Annotated in this window: 24 protein-coding genes; 9 read left to right on the forward strand and 15 right to left on the reverse strand. The window is 56.4% G+C overall.

Features of this window, described 5'->3' with window-relative positions:
* Window positions 1–89: 89 nt before the first annotated feature.
* On the reverse strand, window positions 90–680 hold the full coding sequence (locus MT962_RS07995) for an ABATE domain-containing protein (RefSeq protein ID WP_188723598.1): 591 nt from the start codon (window positions 678–680) through the stop codon (window positions 90–92).
* A gap of 273 nt (window positions 681–953) precedes the next feature.
* On the opposite strand from MT962_RS07995, the gene MT962_RS08000 reads away from it, so the two are divergent.
* Together MT962_RS08000 and MT962_RS08005 are read left to right on the forward strand one after the other, a co-directional pair.
* Window positions 954–1,835: an alpha/beta hydrolase gene (locus MT962_RS08000; protein ID WP_247365349.1), complete on the forward strand. Its 882-nt coding sequence runs from the start codon at window positions 954–956 to the stop codon at window positions 1,833–1,835.
* Window positions 1,836–1,977: 142 nt separating this feature from the next.
* A complete protein-coding gene (locus MT962_RS08005) occupies window positions 1,978–2,997 on the forward strand; it encodes a LacI family DNA-binding transcriptional regulator (protein WP_024556156.1) in 1,020 nt (339 codons plus the stop codon).
* A 53-nt stretch (window positions 2,998–3,050) separates the two neighbouring features.
* Here the strand turns inward: MT962_RS08005 and ugpC are convergent, their stop codons facing one another.
* From ugpC to pspA, 14 genes are all read right to left on the reverse strand, one after another.
* Window positions 3,051–4,133: a sn-glycerol-3-phosphate ABC transporter ATP-binding protein UgpC gene (gene ugpC / locus MT962_RS08010; RefSeq protein ID WP_024561557.1), complete on the reverse strand. Its 1,083-nt coding sequence runs from the start codon at window positions 4,131–4,133 to the stop codon at window positions 3,051–3,053.
* A gap of 9 nt (window positions 4,134–4,142) precedes the next feature.
* On the reverse strand, window positions 4,143–4,826 hold the full coding sequence (pgmB, locus tag MT962_RS08015; protein ID WP_024556154.1) for a beta-phosphoglucomutase: 684 nt from the start codon (window positions 4,824–4,826) through the stop codon (window positions 4,143–4,145).
* Complete coding sequence (locus tag MT962_RS08020) at window positions 4,823–7,078, reverse strand: glycoside hydrolase family 65 protein (protein ID WP_247365350.1); 2,256 nt, start codon at window positions 7,076–7,078, stop codon at window positions 4,823–4,825. The genes pgmB and MT962_RS08020 overlap by 4 nt, the downstream gene beginning before the upstream one ends.
* Complete coding sequence (locus tag MT962_RS08025) at window positions 7,075–8,127, reverse strand: Gfo/Idh/MocA family oxidoreductase (protein ID WP_247365351.1); 1,053 nt, start codon at window positions 8,125–8,127, stop codon at window positions 7,075–7,077. The genes MT962_RS08020 and MT962_RS08025 overlap by 4 nt, the downstream gene beginning before the upstream one ends.
* Window positions 8,128–8,142: 15 nt before the next feature.
* Window positions 8,143–8,931 (reverse strand): sugar phosphate isomerase/epimerase, encoded by a 789-nt coding sequence (locus MT962_RS08030; protein WP_247365352.1) that lies wholly within the window; start codon window positions 8,929–8,931, stop codon window positions 8,143–8,145.
* Window positions 8,932–8,949: 18 nt separating this feature from the next.
* Window positions 8,950–10,002 carry a zinc-binding alcohol dehydrogenase gene (locus tag MT962_RS08035; protein WP_024560149.1) on the reverse strand — a complete coding sequence of 351 codons (1,053 nt, stop codon included), beginning with the start codon at window positions 10,000–10,002 and terminating at the stop codon, window positions 8,950–8,952.
* Window positions 10,003–10,030: 28 nt separating this feature from the next.
* Entirely contained in the window at window positions 10,031–10,873 is an 843-nt protein-coding gene (locus MT962_RS08040; RefSeq protein ID WP_247365353.1) for a carbohydrate ABC transporter permease, read from the reverse strand.
* The gene (locus MT962_RS08045) at window positions 10,860–11,741 is read right to left on the reverse strand and encodes a sugar ABC transporter permease (RefSeq protein WP_188723604.1); all 882 of its coding nucleotides are present in this window, start codon (window positions 11,739–11,741) and stop codon (window positions 10,860–10,862) included. The genes MT962_RS08040 and MT962_RS08045 overlap by 14 nt, the downstream gene beginning before the upstream one ends.
* 24 nt (window positions 11,742–11,765) lie before the next feature.
* Window positions 11,766–13,055 (reverse strand): ABC transporter substrate-binding protein, encoded by a 1,290-nt coding sequence (locus tag MT962_RS08050; protein ID WP_247365354.1) that lies wholly within the window; start codon window positions 13,053–13,055, stop codon window positions 11,766–11,768.
* Window positions 13,056–13,067: 12 nt separating this feature from the next.
* Window positions 13,068–14,750 (reverse strand): alpha-amylase family glycosyl hydrolase, encoded by a 1,683-nt coding sequence (locus tag MT962_RS08055; protein WP_247365355.1) that lies wholly within the window; start codon window positions 14,748–14,750, stop codon window positions 13,068–13,070.
* 187 nt (window positions 14,751–14,937) lie between these two features.
* Window positions 14,938–15,180 carry a phage shock protein PspD gene (gene pspD, locus MT962_RS08060; protein WP_024556146.1) on the reverse strand — a complete coding sequence of 81 codons (243 nt, stop codon included), beginning with the start codon at window positions 15,178–15,180 and terminating at the stop codon, window positions 14,938–14,940.
* A 31-nt stretch (window positions 15,181–15,211) separates the two neighbouring features.
* Window positions 15,212–15,571 (reverse strand): envelope stress response membrane protein PspC, encoded by a 360-nt coding sequence (pspC, locus tag MT962_RS08065; RefSeq protein WP_024556145.1) that lies wholly within the window; start codon window positions 15,569–15,571, stop codon window positions 15,212–15,214.
* The gene (gene pspB / locus MT962_RS08070) at window positions 15,571–15,792 is read right to left on the reverse strand and encodes an envelope stress response membrane protein PspB (protein ID WP_024556144.1); all 222 of its coding nucleotides are present in this window, start codon (window positions 15,790–15,792) and stop codon (window positions 15,571–15,573) included. The genes pspC and pspB overlap by 1 nt, the downstream gene beginning before the upstream one ends.
* A 59-nt stretch (window positions 15,793–15,851) precedes the next feature.
* Window positions 15,852–16,520: a phage shock protein PspA gene (pspA, locus tag MT962_RS08075; protein WP_024556143.1), complete on the reverse strand. Its 669-nt coding sequence runs from the start codon at window positions 16,518–16,520 to the stop codon at window positions 15,852–15,854.
* Window positions 16,521–16,696: 176 nt separating this feature from the next.
* Here pspA and pspF point away from each other — a divergent pair, with 176 nt between their 5' ends.
* The 7 genes from pspF (at window position 16,697) to MT962_RS08110 (ending at window position 25,733) form a co-directional block, all read left to right on the forward strand.
* On the forward strand, window positions 16,697–17,674 hold the full coding sequence (pspF, locus tag MT962_RS08080; RefSeq protein WP_048887564.1) for a phage shock protein operon transcriptional activator: 978 nt from the start codon (window positions 16,697–16,699) through the stop codon (window positions 17,672–17,674).
* An 87-nt stretch (window positions 17,675–17,761) separates the two neighbouring features.
* A complete protein-coding gene (sapA, locus tag MT962_RS08085) occupies window positions 17,762–19,399 on the forward strand; it encodes an ABC transporter substrate-binding protein SapA (protein ID WP_247365357.1) in 1,638 nt (545 codons plus the stop codon).
* Entirely contained in the window at window positions 19,396–20,361 is a 966-nt protein-coding gene (gene sapB, locus MT962_RS08090) for a putrescine export ABC transporter permease SapB (protein WP_024556140.1), read from the forward strand. The genes sapA and sapB overlap by 4 nt, the downstream gene beginning before the upstream one ends.
* The gene (gene sapC / locus MT962_RS08095; protein WP_024556139.1) at window positions 20,348–21,238 is read left to right on the forward strand and encodes a putrescine export ABC transporter permease SapC; all 891 of its coding nucleotides are present in this window, start codon (window positions 20,348–20,350) and stop codon (window positions 21,236–21,238) included. The genes sapB and sapC overlap by 14 nt, the downstream gene beginning before the upstream one ends.
* A complete protein-coding gene (gene sapD / locus MT962_RS08100) occupies window positions 21,238–22,230 on the forward strand; it encodes a putrescine export ABC transporter ATP-binding protein SapD (RefSeq protein ID WP_024556138.1) in 993 nt (330 codons plus the stop codon). Before sapC ends, sapD begins: the two co-directional genes overlap by 1 nt.
* A 1-nt stretch (window position 22,231) precedes the next feature.
* Entirely contained in the window at window positions 22,232–23,038 is an 807-nt protein-coding gene (sapF, locus tag MT962_RS08105; protein WP_024556137.1) for a putrescine export ABC transporter ATP-binding protein SapF, read from the forward strand.
* Between the two features lie 259 nt (window positions 23,039–23,297).
* On the forward strand, window positions 23,298–25,733 hold the full coding sequence (locus tag MT962_RS08110; RefSeq protein ID WP_247365359.1) for a glucose/quinate/shikimate family membrane-bound PQQ-dependent dehydrogenase: 2,436 nt from the start codon (window positions 23,298–23,300) through the stop codon (window positions 25,731–25,733).
* Window positions 25,734–26,057 lie beyond the last annotated feature (324 nt).

The raw sequence follows: 26,057 nt of genomic DNA on the forward strand, positions 1-26,057 counted from the left end.
GCGTCCGCAAATACTCAGGAATGGCTGTAATATTAACAGCTAAGGCCGTTATAAACCCGCGTCGGCGCCGCTGCGCGCAGCGTTCCGCCCTAGCCTCGCTTTTGCTGCCTGAACCTGGCGACTTTCGCCCGGTTGCCGCAGAGCGCCATGCTGCACCAGCGGCGGCGGTGGGATTTCGTTCTGTCATAAAACCAGAGGCAACACTCAGGATGCTCGCATTCCCGAACCAGCTCGAACTGGGGCTCAGCCAGCAGCGACGCCGCCAGCTCCGCGACAGGCGCGAGTAATTGCGCAGGCGTCTGGCTGGCATAGATCCGCTCAATACGTAGCGCGCCATCCTCTCCCGTCACCAGTTGCTGATGACTATTGGCTGAAGCCAGATAGCGATTAAGCGGCGCCGGATTGACCGCCTCGCCCGCCTTTTTCTGTGCCACCAGCGTTCTGATTGTTTCGCGCAGCTCACGCGCTTCATGCAAAAGCGCACCGGGTTCGAAAGGGGTTTCATCCGGCAGCGCGACCAGGCCGGATTGCGCCAGCCAGGCTTTTACATCGTCGTCACGCTGCCAGAAGTCATGCCGTTGCCCCTCTGCCAGCGCCACCGTGTTAAGAAAATCCAGCGCGCCGTGATCCGCCAGAAAGAGCGGTCCGTTAGCGAACGGTGCGGGAAAGAGAGAATTCACGGCCAACCTCCTGCGTAACAACAAAGGGCTATTGTAACCTCAAAAACCTGGTTTAGCAGTTACAAGATATTCCGCAGGTGCTTATCCCGCCAGACATCGTTCAGTATCAAACAATTAACACGAGGAAAAAGTAAGGATCCAGGACGGTTGATTGCCGGATAAGACTGGAACCCTCTTTGAAACCCTTAAAAATTAGTTTGACTGGTTACAAAGGTTCGCCATACTGAAAGGCGGTAACCACTAAACTGATTTTTAATAGTTACATAAGAGGCCATGACGATGAACCAGCATTACCCGGTACGTTATCAATTCACTGAAGCAGACGGCATTCGCGTGTTTTATCGAGAAGCCGGCGCGCCTTCTAACCCAACGCTGTTGCTGCTCCACGGTTTCGCCAGCTCATCGCATCAGTTTCGTGAGCTGATCCCGCTGCTGGCTGACAAATTTCATCTGGTCGCCCCCGATCTTCCCGGCTTCGGGTTTACGGATGTGCCGACTGAGCGGAATTATCGCTACACCTTCGACGCCTTCGGCGAGACGCTGACCGCATTTGTGGATGCGCTGGGGCTGGAACGTTATGCGCTTTACGTGTTTGATTACGGCGCGCCTGCCGGGTTGCGCCTGGCGCTGAATTACCCGGAGCGGGTAACCGGTCTGGTTTCACAAAACGGCAACGCCTACCTTGAAGGGCTGGGAGACGCCTGGGCGCCGATTCGTGCTTACTGGGATACGCCGTCGACGGAAAATCGCCAGCTTGTGCATGACGCCGTGCTGAATCTGGAAGGGATCCGCTGGCAATATCTGCATGGCGTGAAGAACCCGGAACGCGTGGCGCCGGAGACCTGGCAGTTGGACGCCCTGCTGCTTGAACGCCCTGGAAATAAAGAGATTCAACTCGATCTGTTTCTGGATTATGCGAACAACCTTAAACGCTATCCTGATTTCCAGGCTTTTTTCCGCCAGCGCCAGCTTCCTTCCCTGATAATCTGGGGCGAGCACGATCCTTTTTTCATTCCCCCAGGCGCGCACGCGTATCAACGCGATAACCCCAACGCCGTGGTGGCGCTGCTGGATACCGGCCATTTCGCGCTGGAAACGCACGTTGAGCAGATAGCCAGCCGCATTCGCGAAGTGATTGGCGGCGAACAGCGATAAACCTCTAAATAGCCGCTCCCGCGTAGCGGCTATTGCCTCATTTTTCTCTGTGCCTCCCGGCAGTCCGCTTTGCGAATGGACATCTTTTATACGCTTACGTAAGATGTTCCCGTTTTGACGAAGTGACGGAGCACTGTCGACAATGTCCCCCACTATTTATGATATTGCCCGCGTGGCGAAGGTCTCTAAATCCACCGTCTCCCGCGTGCTGAATAATCAAACCAATATTTCCCCACAGGCGCGAGAGCGTGTTTTAAAAGCGATAGAAGAATTAAACTATCAGCCAAATATAATGGCCCGCGCCCTTTCGTCGGCAGGCTTTGATGCCATTCTGGTCATCACTACGCGCTCGACCAAAACAACAGCGGGCAATCCTTTTTTCTCTGAAGTGCTGCACGCCATAACCGCTCGGGCGGAGAAGGAAGGTTTCGACGTTATTTTACAAACGTCGAAAGATCCCCAGGACGCCCTGAATAAATGTTTGCTCAAAATCCGCCAGAAGATGATTAAAGGCATTATTATGCTGAGCTCGCCCATGGACGACACGTTTTATAGCGAGCTGGAGAAATGCGCCGTTCCTGTGGTGGTGATTGGTAAAGTCGCGGGCAATTATCGCAATATTTATTCTGTCGATACCGATAACTTCGGCGACAGCCTGAAGCTTACCGAAGCGCTCATCGCACGTGGTCATCGACGGCTCGCCTGCCTCCACGCGCCGCTGGACCACCATGTCAGCGTTGATCGGCTGGCGGGCTTTAAGGCGGCGCTGGAAAAACATCATCTGGATTGCGATCCCAGTCTTATCGTTGATGGCGGTTATACCCAGCAGAGCGCGCTGGCGGCGGCTGAAACGCTGCTTTCGCTACCCTCGCCGCCCGACGCGATTTTCGTTGCCGATAGCCTGAAAATGGTCGGCGTTTACCGCGCGGCGGCGATGAAAAATATCGTCATCGCACAGCAACTTTCCATTATTGGTTACGGCAATGAGATGCTCTCTCTTACGTTAACACCTGAGCCGGGCGGCATTAACGTGCCGACGCAGTCGTTAGGGGAAAAAAGCAGTGAGGTGCTTTTTGATATTATTGCCGGGCGCAAAGCGCAGCCGGAAGTGATTATTCCCACCCGTATAGTGCTTAAAGGTTCACTGCGAAATGAGAATTAACTTATCTGCCTGCTGAAATTCATTAAAAAGGCCGGGCATATCCCGGCCTGGTTTTAGCTAATCACGCACTCTGTTTCGACATCGAAGAAGTGGCTTTTTTGCATATCAAACCACAGCGGAATAGTTTCACCCGCCTGATAATCTTTTTCTGCGCTGGCGCGCACCACCAGTTCATGACCGCCGACGGTGCAATAAAGCATAAACTCCGCTCCGGTTAATTCCGCCACGCTGATATGCGCTGAGACAGGCTGCCCATTGCCGGGCTGCGTCAGAATATCTTCCGGACGAATGCCGAGCACCACTGCTTTTCGCTGATAGCCGCGATCGTTCAGCGACTTCAGTAAATGCTGCGGTACCTGCAGCTTAAGCGTTTCGGTGACAAAGCAATCGCCGTCAATCGCGCCGCGGACAAAGTTCATGGCTGGCGAGCCAATAAAACCCGCCACAAACATATTTGCCGGATGGTTATAAACCTCTTTCGGCGCCCCCACCTGCTGTACGATACCCTCTTTCATGATGACGATGCGTGTCGCCATGGTCATCGCTTCGGTCTGATCATGGGTCACATAAATCATGGTGGTATTAAGCTTCTGGTGCAGCTTGCTGATCTCTGCGCGCATCTGCACGCGGAGTTTGGCGTCGAGGTTTGAGAGCGGCTCATCCATTAAAAAAACGCCCGCCTCACGCACAATCGCCCGTCCGAGCGCCACGCGTTGGCGCTGCCCGCCGGAAAGCGCGCCGGGTTTACGCTTGAGATACTCTTTCAGCCCCAGAATTTGCGCCGCCCACATGACTCGCCCGTCAATTTCTTGCGGGTCGATCTTTTGCATTTTCAGGCCGAACGCCATGTTGTCGTAAACCGTCATATGCGGGTAGAGCGCGTAGTTCTGAAACACCATGGCGATGTTGCGCGCCTTGGCGGGCACATCGTTCATTCTCACGCCGTCAATTAGCAAGTCGCCGCCGCTTATCTCCTCAAGCCCGGCTATCATGCGAAGCGTCGTGGACTTGCCGCAGCCAGAAGGGCCGACAAAGACAATGAACTCTTTATCGGCAATCTCCAGGTTGAAATCTTTTACCACATGCACCTGGTTGTCATAAATTTTTTGGATATGTTGTAAAGAGAGCTGAGCCATAGTTATCCCTCAGTGGCTGGACGCGCAAGCGCGTTGTTGTTGGTTCCAGAAAGCCTCTAGCCGCGGCCAGGTAAGCTCTTCAGTACTGTCCAGCAGCAGATCCGCATGCTTTAGCCCAACGCCGATACCCACGGAAAGCATGCCGCTGGCGTTAATCGCCTCAATGCCCGCCTGCGCATCTTCAATTCCGATACAGCGTGCCGGGTCGACCTTTAGCCCCTCGCAGGCGGCGAGAAAAATTTCCGGGTCCGGCTTGGAGCGTTTAAGCCTGCTTGCGTCGGCGCAAAAATCGAAATGCGATTGCAGACCCAGCGCGGTCAGGATTGCCGGCGCATTGAGCGACACCGAAGCCAGACCCGTTTTAATCCCCTGCGCTTTTAACGTATGCAACAGCGAAGTCATGCCCGGCAGCACGGATTGCGGGGTAAGCTGCGAAAGCGAATCAACGTACAGTGCGTTTTTTCGCCCTGCCAGCGCCTCGCGGGCCGACAGGTCGAACGCCGCGTCTTTGCCGCCATGGCGCAAAATGCGCTCAAGTGAAGCCATACGGCTGATGCCTTTGAGCTCAGCATTGAATTTTTCATCGATCATAATGCCCACTTCCGCCGCCACGTTGCGCCAGGCGACAAAATGCAGGTGCGCCGTGTCGGTAATAACGCCATCGAGATCGAAAATCACTGCCTGCGGTTTCATATGCCCTCCTGGCTGGTACCGCTCCCGGACGCCGGGATAAAAAAATCGGCTCTGCCGTCCACTTCAACCGCTTTGCCGCACACATGCAGCATGACCGGCCCATCGCTCTCTACGCTTAACTGCTGGTGCGTCAGGGTGAGGTAAAGCTTGCGGCCGCGCCAGCAGCAGGGAAACGCGACGCTGGTCCACGCCTTCGGCAGCACCGGGTTAATGTGCAGTTCATCCTGCATTGCCACGACGCCCGCAAACCCCTGCACCGCGCCAAGCCAGATAGCGCCGCTGGCGGCGGCATGAATACCGTCGTCGCTGCTGTGCGGCGCGTCGCCGAGATCTATCTGGCACCCTTCCCGCCAGAAGCGGTACGCCTGTTCAGGCTCGTGGCAGCGCGCGGCGACAATTCCATGAATCGCCTTGCTGAGCGAGGAGTCATGAATGGTGCGCGGTTCGTAATAAGCCAGGTTTGCCCGCAACACCGGCTCACCGTACAGCCAGGGCAGCATGTACAGCAGCATCACCACGTCCGCCTGCTTCAGGATCTGCATCTCGTTCACTTCGGCGCGCGAGTAATCCAGCAATATCGACTGACTGCCAGCGTTCGCTTTATAGCGCGTGAGATCGATAGTTGGTTTACTGAAAAACGTGTCGTCCTGTGGGATAACGCCGTCAGGGCGTGGCTGCGGCAGCCTCAGGCGGGCGAGAAAATCGTCCAGCTGGCTGCTGAAAGCCTCATCGGGTTTAGCAAAACGCTTGCTGAAATGGCGGGCCATCGCCACGTTGTAGCAGGCGAGATAGTTGGTATAGGCGTTGTTATTCACGTGCTCCGTGTATTCATCCGGGCCAATGACATCATGCAGTTCGAGCGCGCCGTCGACCTCAGTCGCCCGGCTTAACCAGAAGCGCGCAGTTTCTCTCAGTAGCTCCACGCCCTCCTTCGCCATAAAGGCGTCATCGCCCGTTGCCTGATAATACGCCACGACGGCCCAGGCGATATCCGCCACAAGGTGATGCTCCGCCAGTGCAGACGCGACTTTTTGCCGCAGCCCGGTACGAATATTAATTGCAGCCCAGGCAGGGGTTTCTTCTTCGCCAGTGCGTCCGCTTTCCCAGGGAAACAATGCGCCGGCAAAACCGTTCTGCTGCGCTTTATTGTGGGCGCCGGCGAGGTTCAACCAGCGGTAGCGCAAAAGCTGACGCGCGATTTCCGGCTGCGTGTACAGATGGACAGGCAACAGGAAGACCTCCGTATCCCAGAAAACATGCCCTTTGTAACCTTCTCCCGTTAACCCCTTCGCCCCGATGCTGCTGCGCTCATCATGAACCGGCGTCATGGCCGCCAGATGATAAAGCGCGAAATCCAGCGCGCGTTGATCGCCCTGCGTCGCGCTCTGCACCGTTACCCGGCATTGTCGCCACCATGCCTGCCATACGGCGGCAGAGGCGCCAAGCAACGCTTCATACCCCTGCTCCATGCAGGCGCTCAGTTGCGCAAGGCTGGTCTGGCCCGCCTCTTTTGGCACCTCGCCATCCAGCCACCGCTCAATCAGGCAATACTTATCAAGCGTTAGCGTCTCGCCTGGCTTGAGTTCGCAAAAGCTATGCTGTTGTAGCCGACGGTTTTTAGCGGAGAAGCTCACCTGAGCGCGGGGCGAAACCAGGCAGGCGCAGGTGATAGCGACGTGCGCGTCCTTGCTGCGGGTGCGGTAAATAGCCTGCATGATCTGCTGATCAAATACGCGAACCTGCGTTTCATCCAGATGCTGGCGGCCCGCGTTGGTTTGCGTGGCGTCGATGCCCGTTGCTATGTTGATGCAACATTCGCTGTTGTGCGGCGTAATGGAAATACGCTGGCAAAAAAGGGCTTTATTGTGGCGAGAGAGAAATCGTTCGCAGAGCAGCGTATAACGCTGACCGCTTACCGATTCCCAGACCGCCTCGCGGCGCAGTTCACCTGTGGCAAAGCGCAGCTCGCGACGATAGCTCAGCAGCTTGCCGGCAAGCAGGTTGACTATCTCGCCGTCAATCTCAATATGCATCCCCACCACATCCGGCAGATTCACCAGCTCGCGCGGCTCCTCTTCCCCGGCGCGATGATAAAGCCCGGCGAGAAACATACCGCGCGTTTGGGTGGTGTAGCCCTCTTCATGCGTGGCGCGAATGCCGAGGTAGCCGTTGCCTGCCGCCATCAGCGTGGCGTACTTGTTGTGCCGCTGCGGGTCGAAGCGTGCTTCGACCAGCGAACTGATGTCGCTCATAATTCCACACACTTCCCTGTTTCCGCCGCCTGATAAATGGCGGCGACAAGTTGTTGAATAAGGTATCCCTGCTCAGCATCGGCAATGGGCGCCGGCTTGCCCTGCACGGCTTCAAGAAAGGCCTCCATGCTGCGCTGATGCCGCTTGTCATCCGCCTTTTCGCGCTGTAACAGCGTCACGAGGTCGCCATCCACATCTTCATATATGTGCGCTGGAAAAAGCGTAGCGCCCGCTTTATCGCCGCAGAACTCTACGTTCATGACGGACTGCGGGATGATATTCAGCGCAAAGGAGGTTTCGAGGCGCAGAATGCCGCCATGAGCGAACTCCAGAGTGGCGAACACAGCGTCTTCCACCGTATAAGCCGCTGGATCCCAGTAGCCAAACTGGCCGCTGTTTTTACGGGTGCCGAGTTTCTGATAGGCATGCGCCGTGACCCGACGCACCTGCGGAAAGCCCAGCACAAACAGCGCGGCGTCAAGCATATGGATGCCGATGTCGATAAGCGGCCCGCCGCCCTGCAACGCTTTATTGGTAAAAACGCCCCATCCCGGCACGCCGCAGCGGCGGAGCGCGCGGGCGTTAGTGACGTAGACCTCGCCAAGCTCCCCCGCCGCCACGCGCTGGCGCAACAGCTGGCAATCCAGGGCGAAGCGATGATGAAAATCGTAGGCCAGCACTCTGCCTGCCTGGCGCGCCGCCTTACGCATCTCATCTGCTTCCTGCGGCGTCATGGCGGGCGGTTTTTCGCACATGACGTGACAGCCTGCCGCCAGCGCCTGCATGACATGCTCGTGATGAAAGCGGTTCGGTGAACAGACGCTCACAACATCAGGGCGACATTCTCGCAGCAGCGTCTGCGCATCGGTAAAGACGTGTTCAACGGCGTAGCGTTCAGCGAACGCCTGCGCCTGTTGCTGGTTGCTGTCACAGACAGCCACCAGTTCCACCTCTTTACGCGCGCTATAAAACGAGGCATGGACTTTATCCGCCACCTGACCGGCGCCGATAATGGCGACCCGCAGCGGCAAGGGATTGTTAGCACTCATCTTGCGCGCCGCCTCTTAACACTGACGCAGAAAGTTCAGCGACTGCTGGTACGCCGCCGCGGGATCCTCCGCGCGAATGCGGCATTCATAGACGACGTAACCGTCGTAACCATCCGCCCGCAGTTGGTCAAAGTGCTTTTTGAAATCGATAGCGCCGCTGCCCGGCTGATAGCGGTGGTTATCAGCGATATGCACATGGCCTAGCAGGTCGCGGTTGTCGTGAAAGGCGGCGCTGATATCGTCCTCTTCGATATTCATGTGATAAAAATCGCCAATAATTTTCACATGCTGTAAGTCGCCTTCCACGATATAGCGACGCGCGTCCGCCAGGGTGTTAATCATGTGATCCTGATAGCGGTTAAGCGGCTCGAGGAAAACGGTAGTGCCGGTACGCGCCGCGACGCCGTCCAGGTAACGCAGGGAGTCGCTCACCGCTTTGCGGTCCCCTTCCAGGCTTCGCGGCGACGTCATTGGCGGCAGGCGGAAGGTGAACATGCCCCAGGCGGCGGGCACGACAATGCCTTTGCCCCCCACTTCCGCCAGCGCTTCCAGAATGTTGGCTATCTGCTTAAGACCATTGAGGCGGCGCTCTTCAATGAAGTCACCGATCCAGCCGTCGTAGCCACCGCAGGCGGTAGTGACTGGCAGCCCGGTTTCAACAATGGCGGATTTCACCGCTTTGAGGTTATCAACCAGCAATTTGCCGTCTATCTCAAAGCCATCAAATCCCATTGCTTTGATATAGCGAAACTTCTCTAAAATATTCTGCGGAAAAAAAGCCTGGTTTTGCGTAGCGATTTTCATTATTTGTTCATCCATGAATTAAAAAGTGACGCCCATTTTGATGCTCAACTCCGGGTGCTGATCGACGTATTTCATATAGCTGTCAGCGCTCTGCTGGAAGGTAACGACCGGGTCTATCAGATCCTCGCAATTGAGATAACCGTTCATCAGCAGTTCCCAGCAGGTTTCTTCGATGCGTTTGCGGCTCCAGCGCGGATAGTCCGGGTTCGGCTCGCTGCCAGCGCGGGAAAACACAATTTTCGCATTGTTAAAGTGCGCCTCGCGCCCCAGGTTGAACCCCGCCGGGAACGGCTTGGCGAAAGCGACATAAGAGATAGTGCCGCCATAGGCGATGCCGCGCAGCGCTGCCTGCAGCGCATCGGCGTGACCGCTGGTTTCAATAATCACGTCAGCGCCCTGTTTGCCGGTCAGCTTTTTGATCTCAAGCCCGACATCGGTTCCCACCGGGTTTAAACAATGATCAGCGCCGTGACGGCGGGCAATCTCGCAGCGATGCGCAATCGGGTCGACGCCGATGACCACGGATGCGCCCGCTTTTTTCGCCAGTTGAATAGCTATCTGGCCTATCGCGCCCAGGCCCACGACAACCACGAAATCACCCACGCGGACATTAGCGTCGCGCACGCCGCTCATGGCGAACTGGGCCGGGTCGTAGCAAACCGCGTTTTTCCACGATGCGCCTTGCGGCATTTTGCGCAGTTTGTAGTTGTTCACCGCGTTGACGATAACCGTCTCCATCAGCGGGCCGTAGGTGCAGACCTGCTCGCCGAGGGCGTAATCCGTCACCTCAGCGCCGCGCTCGACTATCTCGCCAACCACCATGTTGCCAAGCTGGAAATTGCCAAACTCAATGCCTCGCGCAGCCCCTTCCGGGCGCGGCACGAACAGCTGCCACTCGGCAGAGAACTGCTCATCGATAAACGGGCTGGCGGCGCGAAAGTCCACCACTTCGGTGCCGTGTTTCGGCGCGCCGTAGCGCACGCGGATTTTCACTTCACTGGCCGCCACCGGGCGGTCTTCGTACTCCACCAGCGCCGCAACGCGGGGCGCTTTAGCAATCAACTTCTTCATTTCAATCTCCGTATTAAAAATGACCCGGTTAGCCCTTCACGCCACCGTCAGTCGAACCGCTCTTAATAAAACGTTCAGAAAACGCGTACATCACAACCACCGGCAAGGCGGTGACCAGCGATGCCGCCATCATGCGTCCCCAGATATAATCGGGCGTGCTGAAGAGCGCATTCAGTCCCACCGGCAACGTGAAATTGCCGGCGCTGGAAAGGAAAATGGAAGCGAACAGATAATCGTTCCAGGCCACCATAAAGCAGTAGACAAAGACCGATATCAGACCGGATACCGCGAGCGGCACCGTGATGTAGAAAATGATTTGCAGGCGGTTAAGGCCATCCATCATCGCCGCTTCTTCAATCTCATCCGGAATGGTGTCGAAGTAGCTTTTCAGCATGAATACCGCGGTAGGCAGAGTTTGCGTCACCATGGTGAGGATGATGGCAAGTTGCGTATCGTAAATGCCAAGCGCAGTGATGATTTTAAATAAGGGCACGACCAGCAGAATGCCCGAGAACATATAGACCGTGTAAAAGCTGGCGTTGATGGTCATACGTCCTTTAAAGCGCAGCTTCGAGAGCGCATACGCGCCCAGTATGCCGATAAACACCGCCACGCCGGAGGCGGTTAAAGAAACCACCAGACTGTTACGGAAATAGGTAACAAACGGAAAGATCAGCGGGTTAAAAATGTCGACATAATGCTCCAGCGCCCAGTGCTGCGGGAACAGCGTCGGGTGCAGCGATATCGCCTCTTTCGCGCTTTTGAACGAGGTCATCAACATCACGAAGAAAGGAAACAACGTGAAGATCAGAAAGAGCGCCAGCCCGGCGTAAAAGCTGATGCGGCGAAGCGTACGTTTACTTGTTGCCATGGAGATTCACCCGTTTTCTGGTAATGAGGATGACAGCGAAAATGATGATGAAGAGCACCACTGAAATCGCCGAGGCTTTACCGAGGTCATTAAACGCGAAGGCGGTTTTGTAGAGATAGACGCCCAGAATGTCGACTTTCGTCGTTAACAGATAGACATCGGCGAACATGTAAAACATCCAGATGGTGCGAAGCGTCAGTACTGTCGCCAGCACAGGCATAATGGCGGGCAGCGTGACGATACGAAAACGTTGCCAGGCGTTGGCTCCGTCCATCTCCGCCGCCTCGTAGAGCGATTTGTCGATAGTCTGAAGAATGGCGAGAAACGAGATAAAGGCGTACGGGAAATAACGCCAGATGGCGAACAGCACCACCAGCACAAAACTGCTGCCAGGGTTATCGAACCAGAGCGGCGCCTCGTCATAGAAGTGCAGCAAGTCGCCTGCGATCCAGTTCACTACGCCATAGCCGTTGTTAAACATATATTTCCAGGCGAACACCAGCGAAATCGACGGCGTAACATAGGAGAGGATCACGAGCGAACGGGCCGTTTTACGCAGCCGGAATTCCCGGTTAAAGAAAATCGCGATCGCCAGCCCAAGCGTCGTGCTGCCAAGCACCACCAGCGCGGTGTACCAGAACGTCACCCACAGCGAATGCCAGAATGCGGCATCGGTAAGTATTTTGATGTAATTATCCAGGCCAACGAACCGCGAGATTAACCTTGGGTTCAGCGGCAGGCGCAGGAAACTGATTTCAATATTCGATAGCATTGGCCAGGCGACCAACCCTCCCAGCAACAGCAGGCTGGGCATGAGGAGGAACATGGCGAACGGCATATCAGAACGGCCGGAAAGCACTTTCTTCATGAACGTCATTCCTTGTGCAGAGAATTAGTGCTGCTGCACCAGTTCAACGAGGCGCTTCTGCCCCTTCGCGAGCGCGGATTGCGGCGCCTGTTGGCCGACCGTTACGCTATTTACCACTTCGTTGATGACCCCGGAGCCCGTTACGTCGCCCATGCGGGTAAAGTTCTTATCGCCAACCGAGCCGAAGACTTGCACGTTGGGATACTGGGCGATCAGTTCATTAGTGAGCACGCTAAAGGCCTGGATGACCGGGTTCTCCTTATAGGCGGGCGTATCGACGACCGCTTTGTTCACCGGCAGCGCCGCGCCGGGAGACATCAGCACCCACTGCGCGGCGTGAGGCGCTTGCTCCATAAAAGCGATAAATTTTTCCGCGGCGTCAGTCTCCTCCTCGCTTTGCCCGGCGGTAATGGTCAGAGAGGTAACCATGCCGTAAACGGCGGAGGATTTTTGCGTCGGCACGATAAAGCCGAGATCTTTCGGGTCGCCCTCTTTAAAGACGGCGGGCAGGATGTAGGTGGAGTAAATGGCCATCGGCGCCGTGCCGTTCATGAAAGCGTCTTTAATTTCCATAACGTCATTAGAGCCGGGCATTGCGAGTGCGGCGAGTTTGCCGTAATAATTGAGCGCCTCGCGCATTTCCGGCGTGTCGAGCGTTATCTCCCCCTGGGCATTAAACACATTGGCGCCGTTAGAAAGCGCGAACTGGGAAAAAGCCTGTTCGGTCATCACGCTTTCCGCCGTTGGCAGCGCAATGCCATATTTTTTTTGCGCCGGATTAGCAAGCCTGGCGGCGGCGGTCAGCAGCGAGTCCCAGCCTGTCGGCTCGCTCAGACCCGCCCCGGCGAGCGCTGATTTACGATACCAGACGCCCTGCAGCCAGGAGCTCATCGGCACCCCCGTCCAGGCTTTGCCATCTTCGGTACGAACGATGCGCAATACGCCGTCATAGAACATGCCTTCACCAATTCCGGCAATAACCTGCTGCACCGCATCGCGATCGATAAGCTGTTCCTTATCCATCACCTTAGCGTAGTCGTGGCTTATCTCGATAACTTCAGGCAGGGAGCCTGAACGTGCGAGGGTAGTGACTTTGGTGTTATAGGCGTCCTCTTCCACCGGCACTGGTTTAACCCTGATGCCGGGATTTTCTTTTTCAAACTCCGCGATGAGTTGATTAATTACCGCCTGGCGCTCCTGTTCAACGGAGGAGTGCATAAATTCAATGGTGGTGGCGTTATCCTCTTGCTTACAACCTGAAATCAGGGCGCACGCCACCAGTGCTGATAACAGCACGCGTTTATTTTTCCACATAATGCGTTCCTTTTATGCTTTGCTAAGCCACATTGCCTGCCAGGGGTTGAGGGTAATTTCCGGCGCGTTAATTACGGCATCACTTATTAATTCACGACGCCAGCCTTCCGTTAATAACACCGTCTGCGCCGTATTTCCCAGATTAAATATTGCCTTAATCTCTTCACCATTTAAGGCGCGGCGAACAATAACGAAAAGCTGCTCACTGAGTAATTCCGCACGAAATTCACCGTCCGGATGAAAAGCGGCATGATTACGACGAACATTAATTAAATGGCTTAATTGCCGCCAGGTTTCATGACGTAAATTGCCACTGCTGTTTAGCGCTTGCGCTATTTCAGCCTCAGTATATTTTTGACGGTTAATCGCGCGATTATAACCCAGTCGCTTCACGCCCTCTTCGTCATTGCGCGAGCCCAGAATGCTTTGAATATAAACCGCCGGCACGCCCGGGAAGCTCAGCAAAATAGCGTGAGCCAGAAGAAAACGGGACAGCCTTGTTGAGTCGCTACAGCCGCGGGTGTTAAGCGCATCCATATACGTGACGTTCACTTCATAAGGGCTGCGGCTGCCGTCCGGGTTATTTTTCCAGTTAACCCGCGCGCCCTCGGCCTGCAGGTCTTCCACCAGCGCCAGGATTTCCGCCTCGGGCAGAATGCCGCGCAGCGGATTGAGCCCGATGCCGTCGTGGGAAGCAAGAAAATTAAACCAGGTCGTGTCGCCGCCGCTGGCATCAAGGCTGTTGGCCCAGTCGCAGAGCGTGCGGGCGCTACGCGTGTGAATAGCATGCAGCACCAGCGGCGGCAGCGGGAATTGATAAACCATCTGCGCTTCGTCATGCCCGTTGCCCAGGTAGGAAATGTTGTCTTTATGCGGGACGTTTGTTTCGGTGATGATGACCGTACCAGGCGCAACATAGTCCACAATAGCGCGAAAGAGTTTCACCAGCAGATGCGTTTTCTCAAGGTGAATGCAACAGGTGCCTGGCGTCTTCCACATAAAACCCACCGCGTCGAGCCGGACATACTGCGCGCCCTCTTTGAGGTAGTGCAGCAGCACGTCTACCATCGCCAGCAGCACTTCTGGACTCGCGAAATTAAGGTCTATCTGATCGTCGCTGAAGGTTGTCCAGAGGTGTCTGACCTGGCCGTCGGCAAGCGTAAAAGGCGTCAACAAAGGGAGCGCGCGCGGGCGCGTGACGGCGGAAAGATCGGTCGACGGGTCCACCGCAATAAAAAAATCTTCATAGCCTGGCTTTTGGTGCAGATAATTGCGAAACCATTCGCTTTTCGCCGACATATGGTTGCAGACAAAATCAAACATCAGGCGGGCGCTTTCTCCCAGGCGTGCTACGTCATCCCAGTCGCCATTAATCGGGTCAACCTGGTGATAGTCAATAACCGAAAAACCGTCGTCCGAAGACCAGGGATAAAAAGGCAGAAGGTGCACATGCGAGAAAGTCGAGCGTAAATAATTATCAAAAAAACGTTTAAAAGTAGCGAGTCGACTTTCGCCCGGAGAACTAAACTGGTCGGCATACGTAATCAATACCACATCGCTTTCATCCCACCCTCTTTTACGAGAAACGTTGATTTCCCGGCGGGCGTTACTCATATTTTCTGATAAGCGGAGGTAGTGTTCTTCTTTAAATTTTTCACCGTATATCGCGGCGAGAGAGTTTTTTATGGCATCCATTTTTCTTTTCCATGGTAGCGGTCCCACGAAAAGTGAGCCTACTCCCGGCCTTATTTGCTGTCAACACGCCTTCCGCCGCATTTTCGGAATAAGACCTAAATAAAAAAAGAAAAAGGTGATAAATGTGAAATACGCCAAATTACTGGCGTATCGCAGGCAAGAAATAATTGACGCAAAAAAACCGCCGCTATTTGCGGCGGGGTTTATCAACGTAGCGCGAAGAAATTTTATTTGCCGCACGCCGCAGCAGCGGCTCCAGAGCAAATGCAAGCAACATTTTAGCGGGACGGCGGGCAACCGATTTTACCGCCCAGCCTGCAATGCCTGCCGGGCCGTAGCGCAGCGCCGTAAGCGCTACAAGTTTAGTGGCGAGCTTCAGCCCCGGCTTCGCCGAGCGCGAAAGTCTTTGCCAACGGGATGTTTCGTTCATCGGCCCTCCTCGTATAACCCTTGTGTTAATACTATAGCTGACGGAACCTTCCGCGCAGGGTAAAGGCGTCGGAGGTGACGTAGCGTTCCATCTCCCGCAGCCGCTTCTCCCCCGCCGCCAATTCGGCGTCCACGGCGTCAAGCAGTTCGCTGCTGGTGGCCTGAGCCTCGTTATCCATCGCGTCGGCTGGCATCGGATCCAGCGCGAAAGTCATGATGATGTAAGCCACTACCGTAAAAAACGCGAGCCCGAAAAAGAGCGACAGCACAACAATCAACCGCACCAGCTTAACCGGCACATTAAGATAGTGGGCAAGCCCGGCGCAGACTCCCTTAAGCATGCCCTGCTGCGGAATGCGCCAGAGCTTGCGGCCGTTAAATGCACTCGTCATTAGCTGTTTCTCCAGTTGGGGTTTTCGGCGTCCAGGATCTGTTCCAGCGCCTGGATACGCTCACGCATCCGGCGGGACTCTTCCGTTAACTGTACCAGCCGCTGACGTTCGTTAGCGTTCAGATTCCCTGTAGAGCGGTTGCTGTAGTGCAGCCACAGCCAGACAGGGGCCACGAACAAGACGAAAATAGTCAGCGGAATGGCGAGAAAAAGTGCGCTCATGTGTACTCCTTACAGGTGAGTCGCCGCGGCAGCTCACTGCCGCGGCCCTTTTTGTTATTTTACTGCTCGTCGCGCTGGACTCTGGCTTTAAGCGCCGCCAGCTGCGCGCTGATTTCATCGTCCGCTTTCAGGTCAGAGAACTGCTGGTCGAGCGATTTCTGTTTACCAAAGCGGTGGCTTTCCGCTTCCGCTTCCATCTGGTCGATACGGCGCTCGAAAGATTCAAAACGCGCCATGGCTTCATCAATTTTACCGGTATCCAGCTGACGGCGGACGTCGCGGGAAGATGAGGCTGCCTGATGGCGCAGCGTCAACGCCTGCTGGCGCGCGCGGGTTTCGCTCAGTTTATTCTCAAGCTCGCCTATCTCTTTCTTCATGCGCTCCAGGGTTTCGTCAACCAGAGTGACTTCCTCTTCCAGTACGGCGATAAGGTCAGTCAGCTTCTGTTTTTCGATAAGGGCGGCGCGCGCCAGATCGTCTTTATCCTTACGCAGCGCCAGCTCGGCTTTTTCCTGCCATTCGTTCTGCTGCGCGGTAGCTTGCTCAATGCGACGAGCCAGCTGTTTCTTTTCCGCCAGCGCGCGAGCGGAAGTGGAGCGCACCTCAACCAGCGTATCTTCCATTTCCTGAATCATCAGGCGCACCAGCTTTTGCGGATCTTCCGCTTTCTCCAGCAGCGAGTTGATGTTGGCGTTCACGATGTCGGCAAAACGAGAAAAAATACCCATAACATAATCCTCTTTCATTATTCAGGCATTGAGGCGTCGGTCGCCCTGCTTGCTTGTTTAATTCAATTAGCATGCCAGTTTCGCAACCATTTGATTTTGTTTGTTATGGATAATTTTACCGCTGCGGCAAACCAGGCTACAGTGGTGATATCCACCAACAAATGGTGAAATTCATCATGGCTGAATACAAAGATAATCTGATTGGCGAGGCGAACAGTTTTCTTGAGGTGCTGGAGCAGGTTTCACAGCTGGCGCCGCTTGATAAACCGGTGTTGATCATCGGTGAACGCGGCACGGGCAAGGAACTTATCGCTAACCGTCTGCACTACCTCTCCCGCCGCTGGCAGGGGCCGCTTATTTCGCTTAATTGCGCCGCGCTTAATGAAAATCTGCTTGATTCAGAGCTGTTCGGCCACGAGGCGGGCGCGTTTACGGGCGCGCAGAAACGCCACCCGGGGCGTTTTGAGCGCGCCGATGGCGGCACGCTGTTTCTTGACGAGCTGGCCACCGCGCCGATGCTGGTGCAGGAAAAGCTGTTGCGCGTGATTGAATATGGCGAACTGGAGCGCGTGGGCGGCAGCCAGCCACTGCAGGTGAATGTGCGCCTGGTTTGCGCCACCAATGCAGACCTGCCCGCCCTGGTGGCGCAAGATAAATTCCGCGCCGACCTGCTCGACAGGCTCGCCTTCGACGTCGTCCAACTCCCTCCCCTGCGCGAGCGGCGCAGCGATATCATGCTGCTGGCGGAGCAATTCGCCATTCAGATGTGTCGCGAGCTTGGGCTGCCGCTCTTCCCCGGTTTTAGCCCCGATGCGCAAGATACGCTGCTGGGCTATGCCTGGCCTGGCAATATTCGTGAGCTGAAAAATGTGGTGGAGCGGTCGGTATACCGCCACGGCAGCAGCGAAGAGCCGGTGGATAATATTATTCTCGACCCGTTCAATCGCACCCGGGCGCCGGACCCGGAGCCCACCGCCTCTCCTGGCGCGCCCGCGCTGCCGCTGGATCTGCGCCAGTGGCAGCACGACCAGGAGAAGACGCTGCTGGAAGCGAGCCTTGCTCAGGCGAAATATAACCAGAAACGGGCCGCCGACTTGCTCGGCTTGACCTACCATCAGTTGCGGGCGCTGATGAAAAAACACCAGACGGCCTGAGCGGCGCGCTTACGCAGTCAGACTTTTTTTACGAAGCTATGTCAGGTGCGATACACTTTGGCTAGAGCCTTCATAACCTAAAAATATATGCGTGCAATTTTACCCCCCTTGCTTTTGACGCTTGGCTTGCTGAGCGGCCAGACGCTGGCTGCGTCCGCTGAACAGCCCGCCGATATTCGTCAAAGCGGGTTTGTTTATTGTGTTAACGGCCAGGTCAATACGTTTACTCCCCAGAAAGCGGGCAGCGGACTTATTGTCGATACGCTCGCCGCCCAGCTTTATGACCGTTTACTGGATGTGGATCCTTATACTTATCGTCTGGTGCCTGAACTGGCGGAAAGCTGGGAAGTGCTGGATAACGGCGCGACGTACCGGTTCCGCCTGCGTAACAATGTTCACTTTCAGTCTACGGCCTGGTTTACCCCTACCCGCCCGCTGAATGCGGATGATGTGGTATTCAGCTTCCAGCGCATCTTTAACCGCAATCATCCCTGGCATGCGGTTAACGGCGCGAGTTATCCCTATTTCGATAGCCTGCAGTTTGCCGAAAGCGTGCAAAGCGTGCGTAAACTGGATAACCGCACGGTAGAGTTTCGCCTGGCGAAACCGGATGCCTCTTTCCTGTGGCATCTTGCGACCCATTACGCTTCGGTCATGTCCGCGGAATACGCCGATAAACTCACCGCGAGCGACAAACAAGAGCAGTTTGACCGCGAGCCGGTCGGCACCGGCCCCTTTAAACTGCGCGAATACAGAGCCGGGCAGTATATCCGGCTGGTTCGTCATGATGGCTACTGGCGCGGCCAGCCGCTGATGCCGCAGGTGGTGGTGGATTTAGGCTCCGGCGGCACCGGGCGTCTTTCCAAACTGCTGACTGGCGAATGCGACGTGCTTGCCTGGCCCGCCGCCAGCCAGCTCACCATTCTGCGTGACGACCCGCGCCTGCGCCTGAACCTGCGTCCCGGCATGAATATCGCTTATCTGGCGTTCAACACCAGCAAACCGCCGCTGGACAACCCGGAAGTACGGCATGCGCTGGCGCTCGCCATCAACAACCAACGTTTGATGCAGTCTATTTACTACGGTACCGCGGAAACCGCTTCCTCTATTCTGCCGCGCGCCTCCTGGGCTTATGACAATGAGTCAAAAGTGACCGAGTACAATCCGCGTCGCGCGCGGGAAAAGCTGCGCGAACTGGGTATTCATGACCTGACGCTGCAACTGTGGGTGCCGACCAGCTCCCAAGCCTGGAACCCAAGCCCGCTCAAAACCGCTGAACTGATCCAGGCGGATATGGCGCAGGTTGGCGTTGAGGTGAAAATCGTGCCGGTGGAAGGCCGCTTCCAGGAGGCGCGGCTGATGGATATGACGCATGACTTAACGCTTGCCGGCTGGACCACCGACAGCAACGACCCGGACAGTATTTTCCGCCCGCTGCTTAGCTGTGCGGCGATTCATTCGCAAACTAACTATGCCCACTGGTGCAACCGCCCGTTTGACAACTTACTGCAAAAAGCGCTGGCTTCGCAGCAGTTGGCTTCCAGGATAGAGGCCTATACCGCCGCGCAGCATATGCTGGCCGACCAGTTGCCGGTACTGCCGCTGGCCTCGTCTCTTCGTTTGCAGGCTTACCGTTACGATATGAAAGGCCTGGTGCTGAGCCCCTTTGGCAATGCCTCTTTCGCTGGCGTATCCCGCGATAACGCGGAGGTAAAAAAACCATGATTATTTACACCATTCGGCGTCTTGTGCTGCTTCTGGTGACCCTGTTTTTTCTTACCCAGGTGGGATTTTGCCTGAGCTATTTCACGCCGCACGCCCCGTTGCAGGGAGCCTCGTTCTGGAATGCCTGGCTTTTCTGGCTGCAAAGCGTCGTGCACTGGGATTTTGGCGTCTCAAGCATTAACGGCCAGCTTATCACTACGCAGTTACGTGAAGTTTTCCCGGCGACAATGGAGCTTTGCCTGCTGGCGTTCGGCCTGGCGCTGCTGGTCGGGATCCCGGTGGGGATGGCGGCAGGCGTCATGCGCGGCAAATGGCAGGATAAATTTATTAGCGCGCTGGCCTTGCTGGGTTTTTCAATTCCGGTTTTCTGGCTGGCGCTGCTCTTTACGCTCTTTTTCTCGTTGACGCTTGGCTGGCTGCCGGTTTCAGGACGGTTTGATCTCCTTTATGAAGTGAAAAACGTGACTGGCTTTGCGCTTATCGACGCCTGGCTTTCCGACTCGCCGTGGCGGCACGAAATGATGGTCAGCGCGCTGCGCCATATGGTGCTGCCCGTGATTACGCTTGCGGTAGCGCCGACCACCGAGGTGGTGCGCCTGATGCGCATCAGCACCATGGAGGTATTTGAGCAAAACTATATCAAAGCGGCCGCCACGCGCGGGCTTTCTCGTTTCACCATTTTACGCCGCCACGTGCTGCATAACGCGCTGCCGCCGGTGATCCCTCGCCTTGGTCTGCAGTTTTCCACCATGCTGACGCTGGCGATGATTACCGAAATGGTCTTCAGCTGGCCTGGCCTCGGGCGGTGGCTGGTTAACGCCATTCGTCAGCAAGACTATGCCGCTATTTCAGCGGGCGTGATGGTAATAGGCTCACTGGTCATTTTGATTAATATGCTCTCCGATCTTCTCGGCGCGCTCGCTAATCCGCTGAAACATAAGGACTGGTATGCCTTACGATAATGTTTATAGCGAAAAGCGCCCCCCCGGCGCGCTGCGCACCGTGTGGCGCAAGTTTTACGGCGACACGGCGGCGATGGTCGGCCTTTATGGCTGCGCCGGGCTGGTGCTGCTCTGCCTGTTTGGTTCGCTTTTCGCTCCCTATGGGATTGATCAACAATTTTTAGGCTATCAACTGCTGCCGCCGTCGTGGTCGCGCTATGGCGAGGTTTCGTTTTTCCTGGGCACTGACGACCTGGGGCGCGACGTGCTGAGTCGCCTGCTCAGCGGCGCGGCGCCCACGGTAGGCGGCGCGTTTGTCGTGACGCTCGCCGCCACCTTATGCGGACTGGCGCTCGGTGTGCTTGCCGGAGCGACCCACGGCCTGCGCTCGGCTGTCATGAACCATATTCTGGATACGCTGCTTTCCATCCCCTCTCTGCTGCTGGCGATAATCGTGGTCGCTTTCGCCGGGCCGCACCTGACGCACGCAATGTTCGCCGTCTGGCTTGCCCTGCTACCGCGAATCGTTCGCTCGGTCTACGGCATGGTGCACGACGAACTGGAGAAAGAGTATGTTGTGGCGGCGCGTCTCGATGGCGCCACCACCTTTAATATTCTGTGGTTTGCTGTGCTGCCGAATACCGCCTCGGTGCTGGTTGCCGAAATCACCCGCGCGTTCTCAATGGCCATCCTTGATATCGCCGCACTCGGCTTCCTCGACCTGGGCGCCCAACTGCCTTCGCCTGAATGGGGCGCGATGCTTGGCGATGCGCTGGAGTTGATTTACGTTGCGCCCTGGACCGTCATGCTGCCAGGGGCGGCGATTATGATAAGCGTCCTGATGATTAACCTGCTGGGCGAAGGCATCCGCCGCGCCATCAATGCGGGGGTGGAATAATGCCGTTACTTGATATCCGTAATCTGACGATTGAACTCAAAACGGCCGAAGGCTGGGTTAAGGCGGTAGACCGCGTCAGCCTGAGCCTTGCCGAAGGCGAAATCCGCGGGCTGGTGGGCGAATCGGGGTCAGGGAAGAGTCTTATCGCTAAAGCCATCTGCGGCGTCACGAAAGACTCCTGGCGCGTGACAGCCGACCGCATGCGTTTTGCCGATATTGACTTGCTGCGCCTGTCGCCGCGCGAGCGCCGCCGCCTGGTGGGTCATAATGTATCAATGATTTTTCAGGAGCCGCAGTCGTGTCTTGATCCCTCAGAACGCGTAGGTCGCCAACTGATGCAAAACATTCCCGCCTGGACTTATAAAGGACGCTGGTGGCAACGTTTCGGCTGGCGCAAGCGTCGCGCTATTGAGCTTTTGCACCGCGTCGGGATAAAAGATCACAAAGACGCTATGCGCAGTTTTCCTTACGAATTGACCGAGGGCGAATGCCAGAAGGTGATGATAGCTATCGCGCTGGCGAACCAGCCGCGTCTGCTGATTGCCGATGAGCCGACCAACGCCATGGAGCCCACGACACAGGCACAAATTTTCCGTTTACTCACCCGGCTTAATCAGAACAACAACACCACGATTTTGCTTATCAGCCATGACCTGCAGATGCTGAGCCAGTGGGCGGACCGCATCAATGTGCTTTACTGCGGGCAGACGGTGGAAACCGCGCCGAGCGAAGACTTAATTTCCATGCCGCATCACCCTTATACGCAGGCGCTTATCCGGGCTATCCCCGACTTCGGCAGCCCGATGCCGCATAAAAGCCGCCTCAATACGCTGCCTGGCGCGATTCCCTTGCTTGAGCATTTACCGATTGGCTGCCGTCTGGGTCCTCGCTGCCCGTACGCTCAGCGCAAATGCATCGAAACGCCGCGGCTCGATGGCCCGCGCGGCCACTATTTCGCCTGCCATTTCCCCCTGAACATGGAGAAAGAGTGAAATGGTCGAGACCCTCTTACAGATCCGTAATCTCAGTAAAACCTTCCGCTACCGTACCGGCTGGTTCCATCGTCAGACCATAGAGGCGGTCAAGCCGCTCAGTTTTACCCTGCGCGAAAGGCAGACGCTGGCGATTATCGGCGAAAACGGCTCGGGCAAATCGACGCTTGCGAAAATGCTCGCCGGAATGATAGCGCCCACCACGGGCGATATGATGATTGACGATCATCCGCTGCATTTTGGCGATTACGCCTTTCGCAGCCAGCGCATCAGGATGATTTTCCAGGATCCCTCCACCTCGCTTAACCCGCGCCAGCGAATTTCGCAGATCCTTGATTTCCCGCTGCGCCTGAACACCGACCTGGAGCCGCAGGCGCGAAAAAAACGCATCATTGAAACCCTGCGCATGGTTGGGCTGCTGGAAGATCACGCAAGCTACTATCCGCACATGCTTGCGCCCGGCCAGAAACAGCGCTTGGGGCTGGCGCGCGCGCTGATCCTGCGCCCGAAAGTGATTGTGGCGGACGAGGCGCTCGCCTCGCTCGATATGTCGATGCGCTCGCAATTGATTAACCTGATGCTCGAGCTGCAGGAGAAGCAGGGCATCGCCTATATTTACGTCACGCAGCATATCGGCATGATGAAGCATATCAGCGACCAGGTGATGGTGATGCATCAGGGCGAAGTCGTGGAGCGCGGCGCGACGGCGGATGTGCTGGCGTCGCCGCTGCATGAACTGACAAAACGGCTTATCGCCAGCCATTTCGGCGAGGCGCTGACCGCCGACGCCTGGCGTAAAGACCGTTAATTTCTCTCTCCGCCCGGCACCGCGCCGGGCTTTTTTTATCTTTTTTCAACGCCCTCACCTTACCCAATCGGTTCATTTCACCCTTCACATTTAACAATTTAACTTTCATTCGTAACAAATTTTGCCGACACCATTCACATAGATGAACCAGGTGGTATAATTATTTTATCTGGTCAGAAGACGCCCGTCTGCTCGCCATCACATCCCAACGCTGTACTTCGCCCCGGCTAACCGCTGGCGCGTTATCTGGAGAATTGTTATGTCTGAAAATTACACCCGGCCGTCGCGCGCGCTGGGTATCTGGTCTGCTTTGCTGGGGCTGGTGCTGCTTGCCATCGGCCTTTTCTTTGTCATCGGCGGTGGCAAATTGCTGTCGCTTGGCGGCAGCGCCTACTTCCTGGTAGCAGGCGTAATCATCCTGCTCGCGGCTATTCAGCTTTTTCGCCGTAAGTCTTCCGCCGGTCCGCTGTTCGCGCTGGTCTTTTTTGGCACGCTGATCTGGGCGCTGTTCGATGCGGGCTGGGATTTCTGGCCGCTGGTATCGCGCCTGATGGTGCCGGCAGGCCTGATGCTGCTTATCGCCGCCACCTGGCCCGCGCTTCGCAAACGTGAAGGCAAACCGGCCCATCGCGGCGCGGCGTGGTCCTTCAGCGGGCTGATTCTGCTCGGCATGTTGGTGGCTTTCTGGCAGATGTTCCTGCCGCATCCCCCCGTCGCTTTTAAAGGCGAACCGCTGCCGCTGGTGCCGGTTGCGAAAGACAACGCGCAGACTGACTGGGCCAATTATGGCAACACGCCCGGCGGCAGCCGTTTTGTCGCGCTCGATCAAATCACGCGTGATAACGTTAAAGATCTTAAAGTCGCCTGGACTATGCATACCGGCGACATTCCGGATAGCCCGACCGGCAACGGCGCGGAAGATCAGCAAACGCCGCTGCAAATCGGCAACACGCTTTACCTTTGCACGCCGCACAATAACGTTATCGCCGTTGAAGCAAACAGCGGCAAGCAACTCTGGAAGCGCGAAATCAATGCGCAAGCGGAAGTGTGGAACCGCTGCCGCGGACTGGCTTACTTCGACGCGACCAAGCCGCTGAGCCAGCCGACCGTGCCGGGCTCGACACCGGTTAAAACCGTGAGCATGGCCGCTGACGCCAGCTGCCAGCGCCGCATTCTGATGAACACCATTGATGCGCGTCTGATTGCGATTAACGCAGATAACGGCGAGTTCTGTGAAGGCTTCGGCAACCACGGCGTAGTGGATTTGAAAGCGGGCCTTGGCGACGCGCAGGATCCTAAATACCAGCTTACTTCAGCCCCTACGCTTGCCGGCACGACGGTGGTTGTCGGCGGCCGCGTGGCGGATAACGTCCAGACTGACATGCCAGGCGGCGTGTTGCGCGGTTTCGACGTCATCACCGGTGAAATGCGCTGGGCGTTCGACCCGGGCAACAATAACCCCAACGCGGTGCTGATGCCGGGCCAGAATTACGCTCGCAGTACGCCGAACTCCTGGGCGCCGATGTCTTACGACCCGGCTATGAATACCGTCTTTATCCCGATGGGCAGTTCGTCTGTTGACCTGTGGGGCGGCAACCGCACACCGCTTGATCATAAATATGGCGCATCTATCCTCGCGCTTGACGCCACCACCGGCAAAGAGAAGTGGGTATACCAGACTGTTCATAACGATCTGTGGGACTTCGACATTCCCATGCAGCCTACCCTGCTGGATTTCCCGCAAAAAGAGGGCGGCAGCAAACCTGCGGTGGTGTTTGGCACTAAAGCGGGCCAGATTTTCGTGCTGGATCGCCTGACAGGCAAGCCGCTGACGGAAGTCAAAGAGCTGCCGATGAAGCAAGGCAACATTCCAAACGAGCAGTACACCAAAACGCAGCCTCACTCGGTCGGCATGCCGCAGATCGGCGCGCAAACGCTGAAAGAATCCGATATGTGGGGCGCCACGCCGTTTGACCAGCTCGCCTGCCGCATCGCATTTAAAGAGATGCGTTATGACGGCCTCTTCACCGTTCCGGGGACCGACAAGTCCCTGAGCTTCCCGGGATCGCTCGGCGGCATGAACTGGGGCAGCCTCTCGACAGACCCGAATAATCACTACATTTTCGTTAACGATATGCGTCTGGGTCTGTGGGTGCAGATGATCCCGGCTGACACCAGCGCTATCTCGCGCGGCAGCAACGGCGGCGAAGCTATCAATACCGGTATGGGCGCGGTGCCGCTCAAAGGCACGCCGTATGCCGTAAACAAGAACCGCTTTATGTCGCCGCTTGGCATTCCTTGCCAGAAGCCGCCGTTTGGCACCCTCTCCGCCATTGACCTGAAAACCCAAAAAGTGGTGTGGCAGGTTCCGGTCGGCACCGTGCAGGATACCGGCCCGTTCGGCATCAAAATGCGCGCGCAGATGCCGGTAGGCATGCCGACGCTTGGCGGCACGCTCGCCACGCAGGGCGGCCTGGTGTTTATCGCCGGTACGCAGGATTACTACCTGCGCGCATTCGACAGCGCTACGGGCAAAGAACTGTGGAAAGCGCGTCTGCCGGTCGGCAGCCAGGGCGGCCCGATGAGCTATGTTTCACCGAAAGACGGTAAGCAGTACATCCTGATTTCAGCAGGCGGCGCGCGCCAGTCGCCGGACCGTGGCGATTACGTTATCGCGTACGCCCTGGATAAATAAGGCATTATCCGCCAGCCCTGAAAGCCCTTCGCCTCGCAGCGAGGGGCTTTTTTTATCACCCTGAGGTTGGATCAGTCTGCGGTCGCGGCTGAGGTATACTTATCCGGTGCAGAGTGCTTTCAAGGGGCCCCTTCTTTGCCCCCGCTGTACAGAACGTCCTGCCGCTCTCTGGATGTCCGCTCCGCTCTGGTTTAGCGCGAACAGGTTACAAAATGCGCTGAAGATGACGCGTTTTCAGCCTAAGTCACGAAAATCGCCGGAAAAAGAGCGTGACACAGGAGGGCTTCAGTGGGATATAATTTTGCCTTCATTTCGAATACTTTT

The organism is Franconibacter sp. IITDAS19, assembly GCF_023079515.1.
GTDB classification, from domain to species: domain Bacteria; phylum Pseudomonadota; class Gammaproteobacteria; order Enterobacterales; family Enterobacteriaceae; genus Franconibacter; species Franconibacter pulveris.

Bases quoted from the DNA above. Each gene is read 5' to 3' on its own strand.
- sapB (WP_024556140.1), top strand. From the start codon at position 19,396: ATGATTATTTACACCATTCGGCGTCTTGTGCTGCTTCTGGTGACCCTG.
- MT962_RS08040 (WP_247365353.1), bottom strand. From the start codon at position 10,873: ATGGCAACAAGTAAACGTACGCTTCGCCGCATCAGCTTTTACGCCGGG.
- ugpC (WP_024561557.1), bottom strand. From the start codon at position 4,133: ATGGCTCAGCTCTCTTTACAACATATCCAAAAAATTTATGACAACCAG.
- pspC (WP_024556145.1), bottom strand. From the start codon at position 15,571: ATGACGAGTGCATTTAACGGCCGCAAGCTCTGGCGCATTCCGCAGCAG.
- pspF (WP_048887564.1), top strand. From the start codon at position 16,697: ATGGCTGAATACAAAGATAATCTGATTGGCGAGGCGAACAGTTTTCTT.
- MT962_RS08020 (WP_247365350.1), bottom strand. From the start codon at position 7,078: ATGAGCGACATCAGTTCGCTGGTCGAAGCACGCTTCGACCCGCAGCGG.
- sapD (WP_024556138.1), top strand. From the start codon at position 21,238: ATGCCGTTACTTGATATCCGTAATCTGACGATTGAACTCAAAACGGCC.
- pspB (WP_024556144.1), bottom strand. From the start codon at position 15,792: ATGAGCGCACTTTTTCTCGCCATTCCGCTGACTATTTTCGTCTTGTTC.
- MT962_RS08005 (WP_024556156.1), top strand. From the start codon at position 1,978: ATGTCCCCCACTATTTATGATATTGCCCGCGTGGCGAAGGTCTCTAAA.
- sapA (WP_247365357.1), top strand. From the start codon at position 17,762: ATGCGTGCAATTTTACCCCCCTTGCTTTTGACGCTTGGCTTGCTGAGC.
- sapF (WP_024556137.1), top strand. From the start codon at position 22,232: ATGGTCGAGACCCTCTTACAGATCCGTAATCTCAGTAAAACCTTCCGC.
- MT962_RS08050 (WP_247365354.1), bottom strand. From the start codon at position 13,055: ATGTGGAAAAATAAACGCGTGCTGTTATCAGCACTGGTGGCGTGCGCC.
- MT962_RS08110 (WP_247365359.1), top strand. From the start codon at position 23,298: ATGTCTGAAAATTACACCCGGCCGTCGCGCGCGCTGGGTATCTGGTCT.
- pspA (WP_024556143.1), bottom strand. From the start codon at position 16,520: ATGGGTATTTTTTCTCGTTTTGCCGACATCGTGAACGCCAACATCAAC.
- MT962_RS08000 (WP_247365349.1), top strand. From the start codon at position 954: ATGACGATGAACCAGCATTACCCGGTACGTTATCAATTCACTGAAGCA.
- MT962_RS08030 (WP_247365352.1), bottom strand. From the start codon at position 8,931: ATGAAAATCGCTACGCAAAACCAGGCTTTTTTTCCGCAGAATATTTTA.
- MT962_RS08035 (WP_024560149.1), bottom strand. From the start codon at position 10,002: ATGAAGAAGTTGATTGCTAAAGCGCCCCGCGTTGCGGCGCTGGTGGAG.
- MT962_RS08055 (WP_247365355.1), bottom strand. From the start codon at position 14,750: ATGGATGCCATAAAAAACTCTCTCGCCGCGATATACGGTGAAAAATTT.
- pgmB (WP_024556154.1), bottom strand. From the start codon at position 4,826: ATGAAACCGCAGGCAGTGATTTTCGATCTCGATGGCGTTATTACCGAC.
- MT962_RS08045 (WP_188723604.1), bottom strand. From the start codon at position 11,741: ATGAAGAAAGTGCTTTCCGGCCGTTCTGATATGCCGTTCGCCATGTTC.
- MT962_RS08025 (WP_247365351.1), bottom strand. From the start codon at position 8,127: ATGAGTGCTAACAATCCCTTGCCGCTGCGGGTCGCCATTATCGGCGCC.
- pspD (WP_024556146.1), bottom strand. From the start codon at position 15,180: ATGAACGAAACATCCCGTTGGCAAAGACTTTCGCGCTCGGCGAAGCCG.
- sapC (WP_024556139.1), top strand. From the start codon at position 20,348: ATGCCTTACGATAATGTTTATAGCGAAAAGCGCCCCCCCGGCGCGCTG.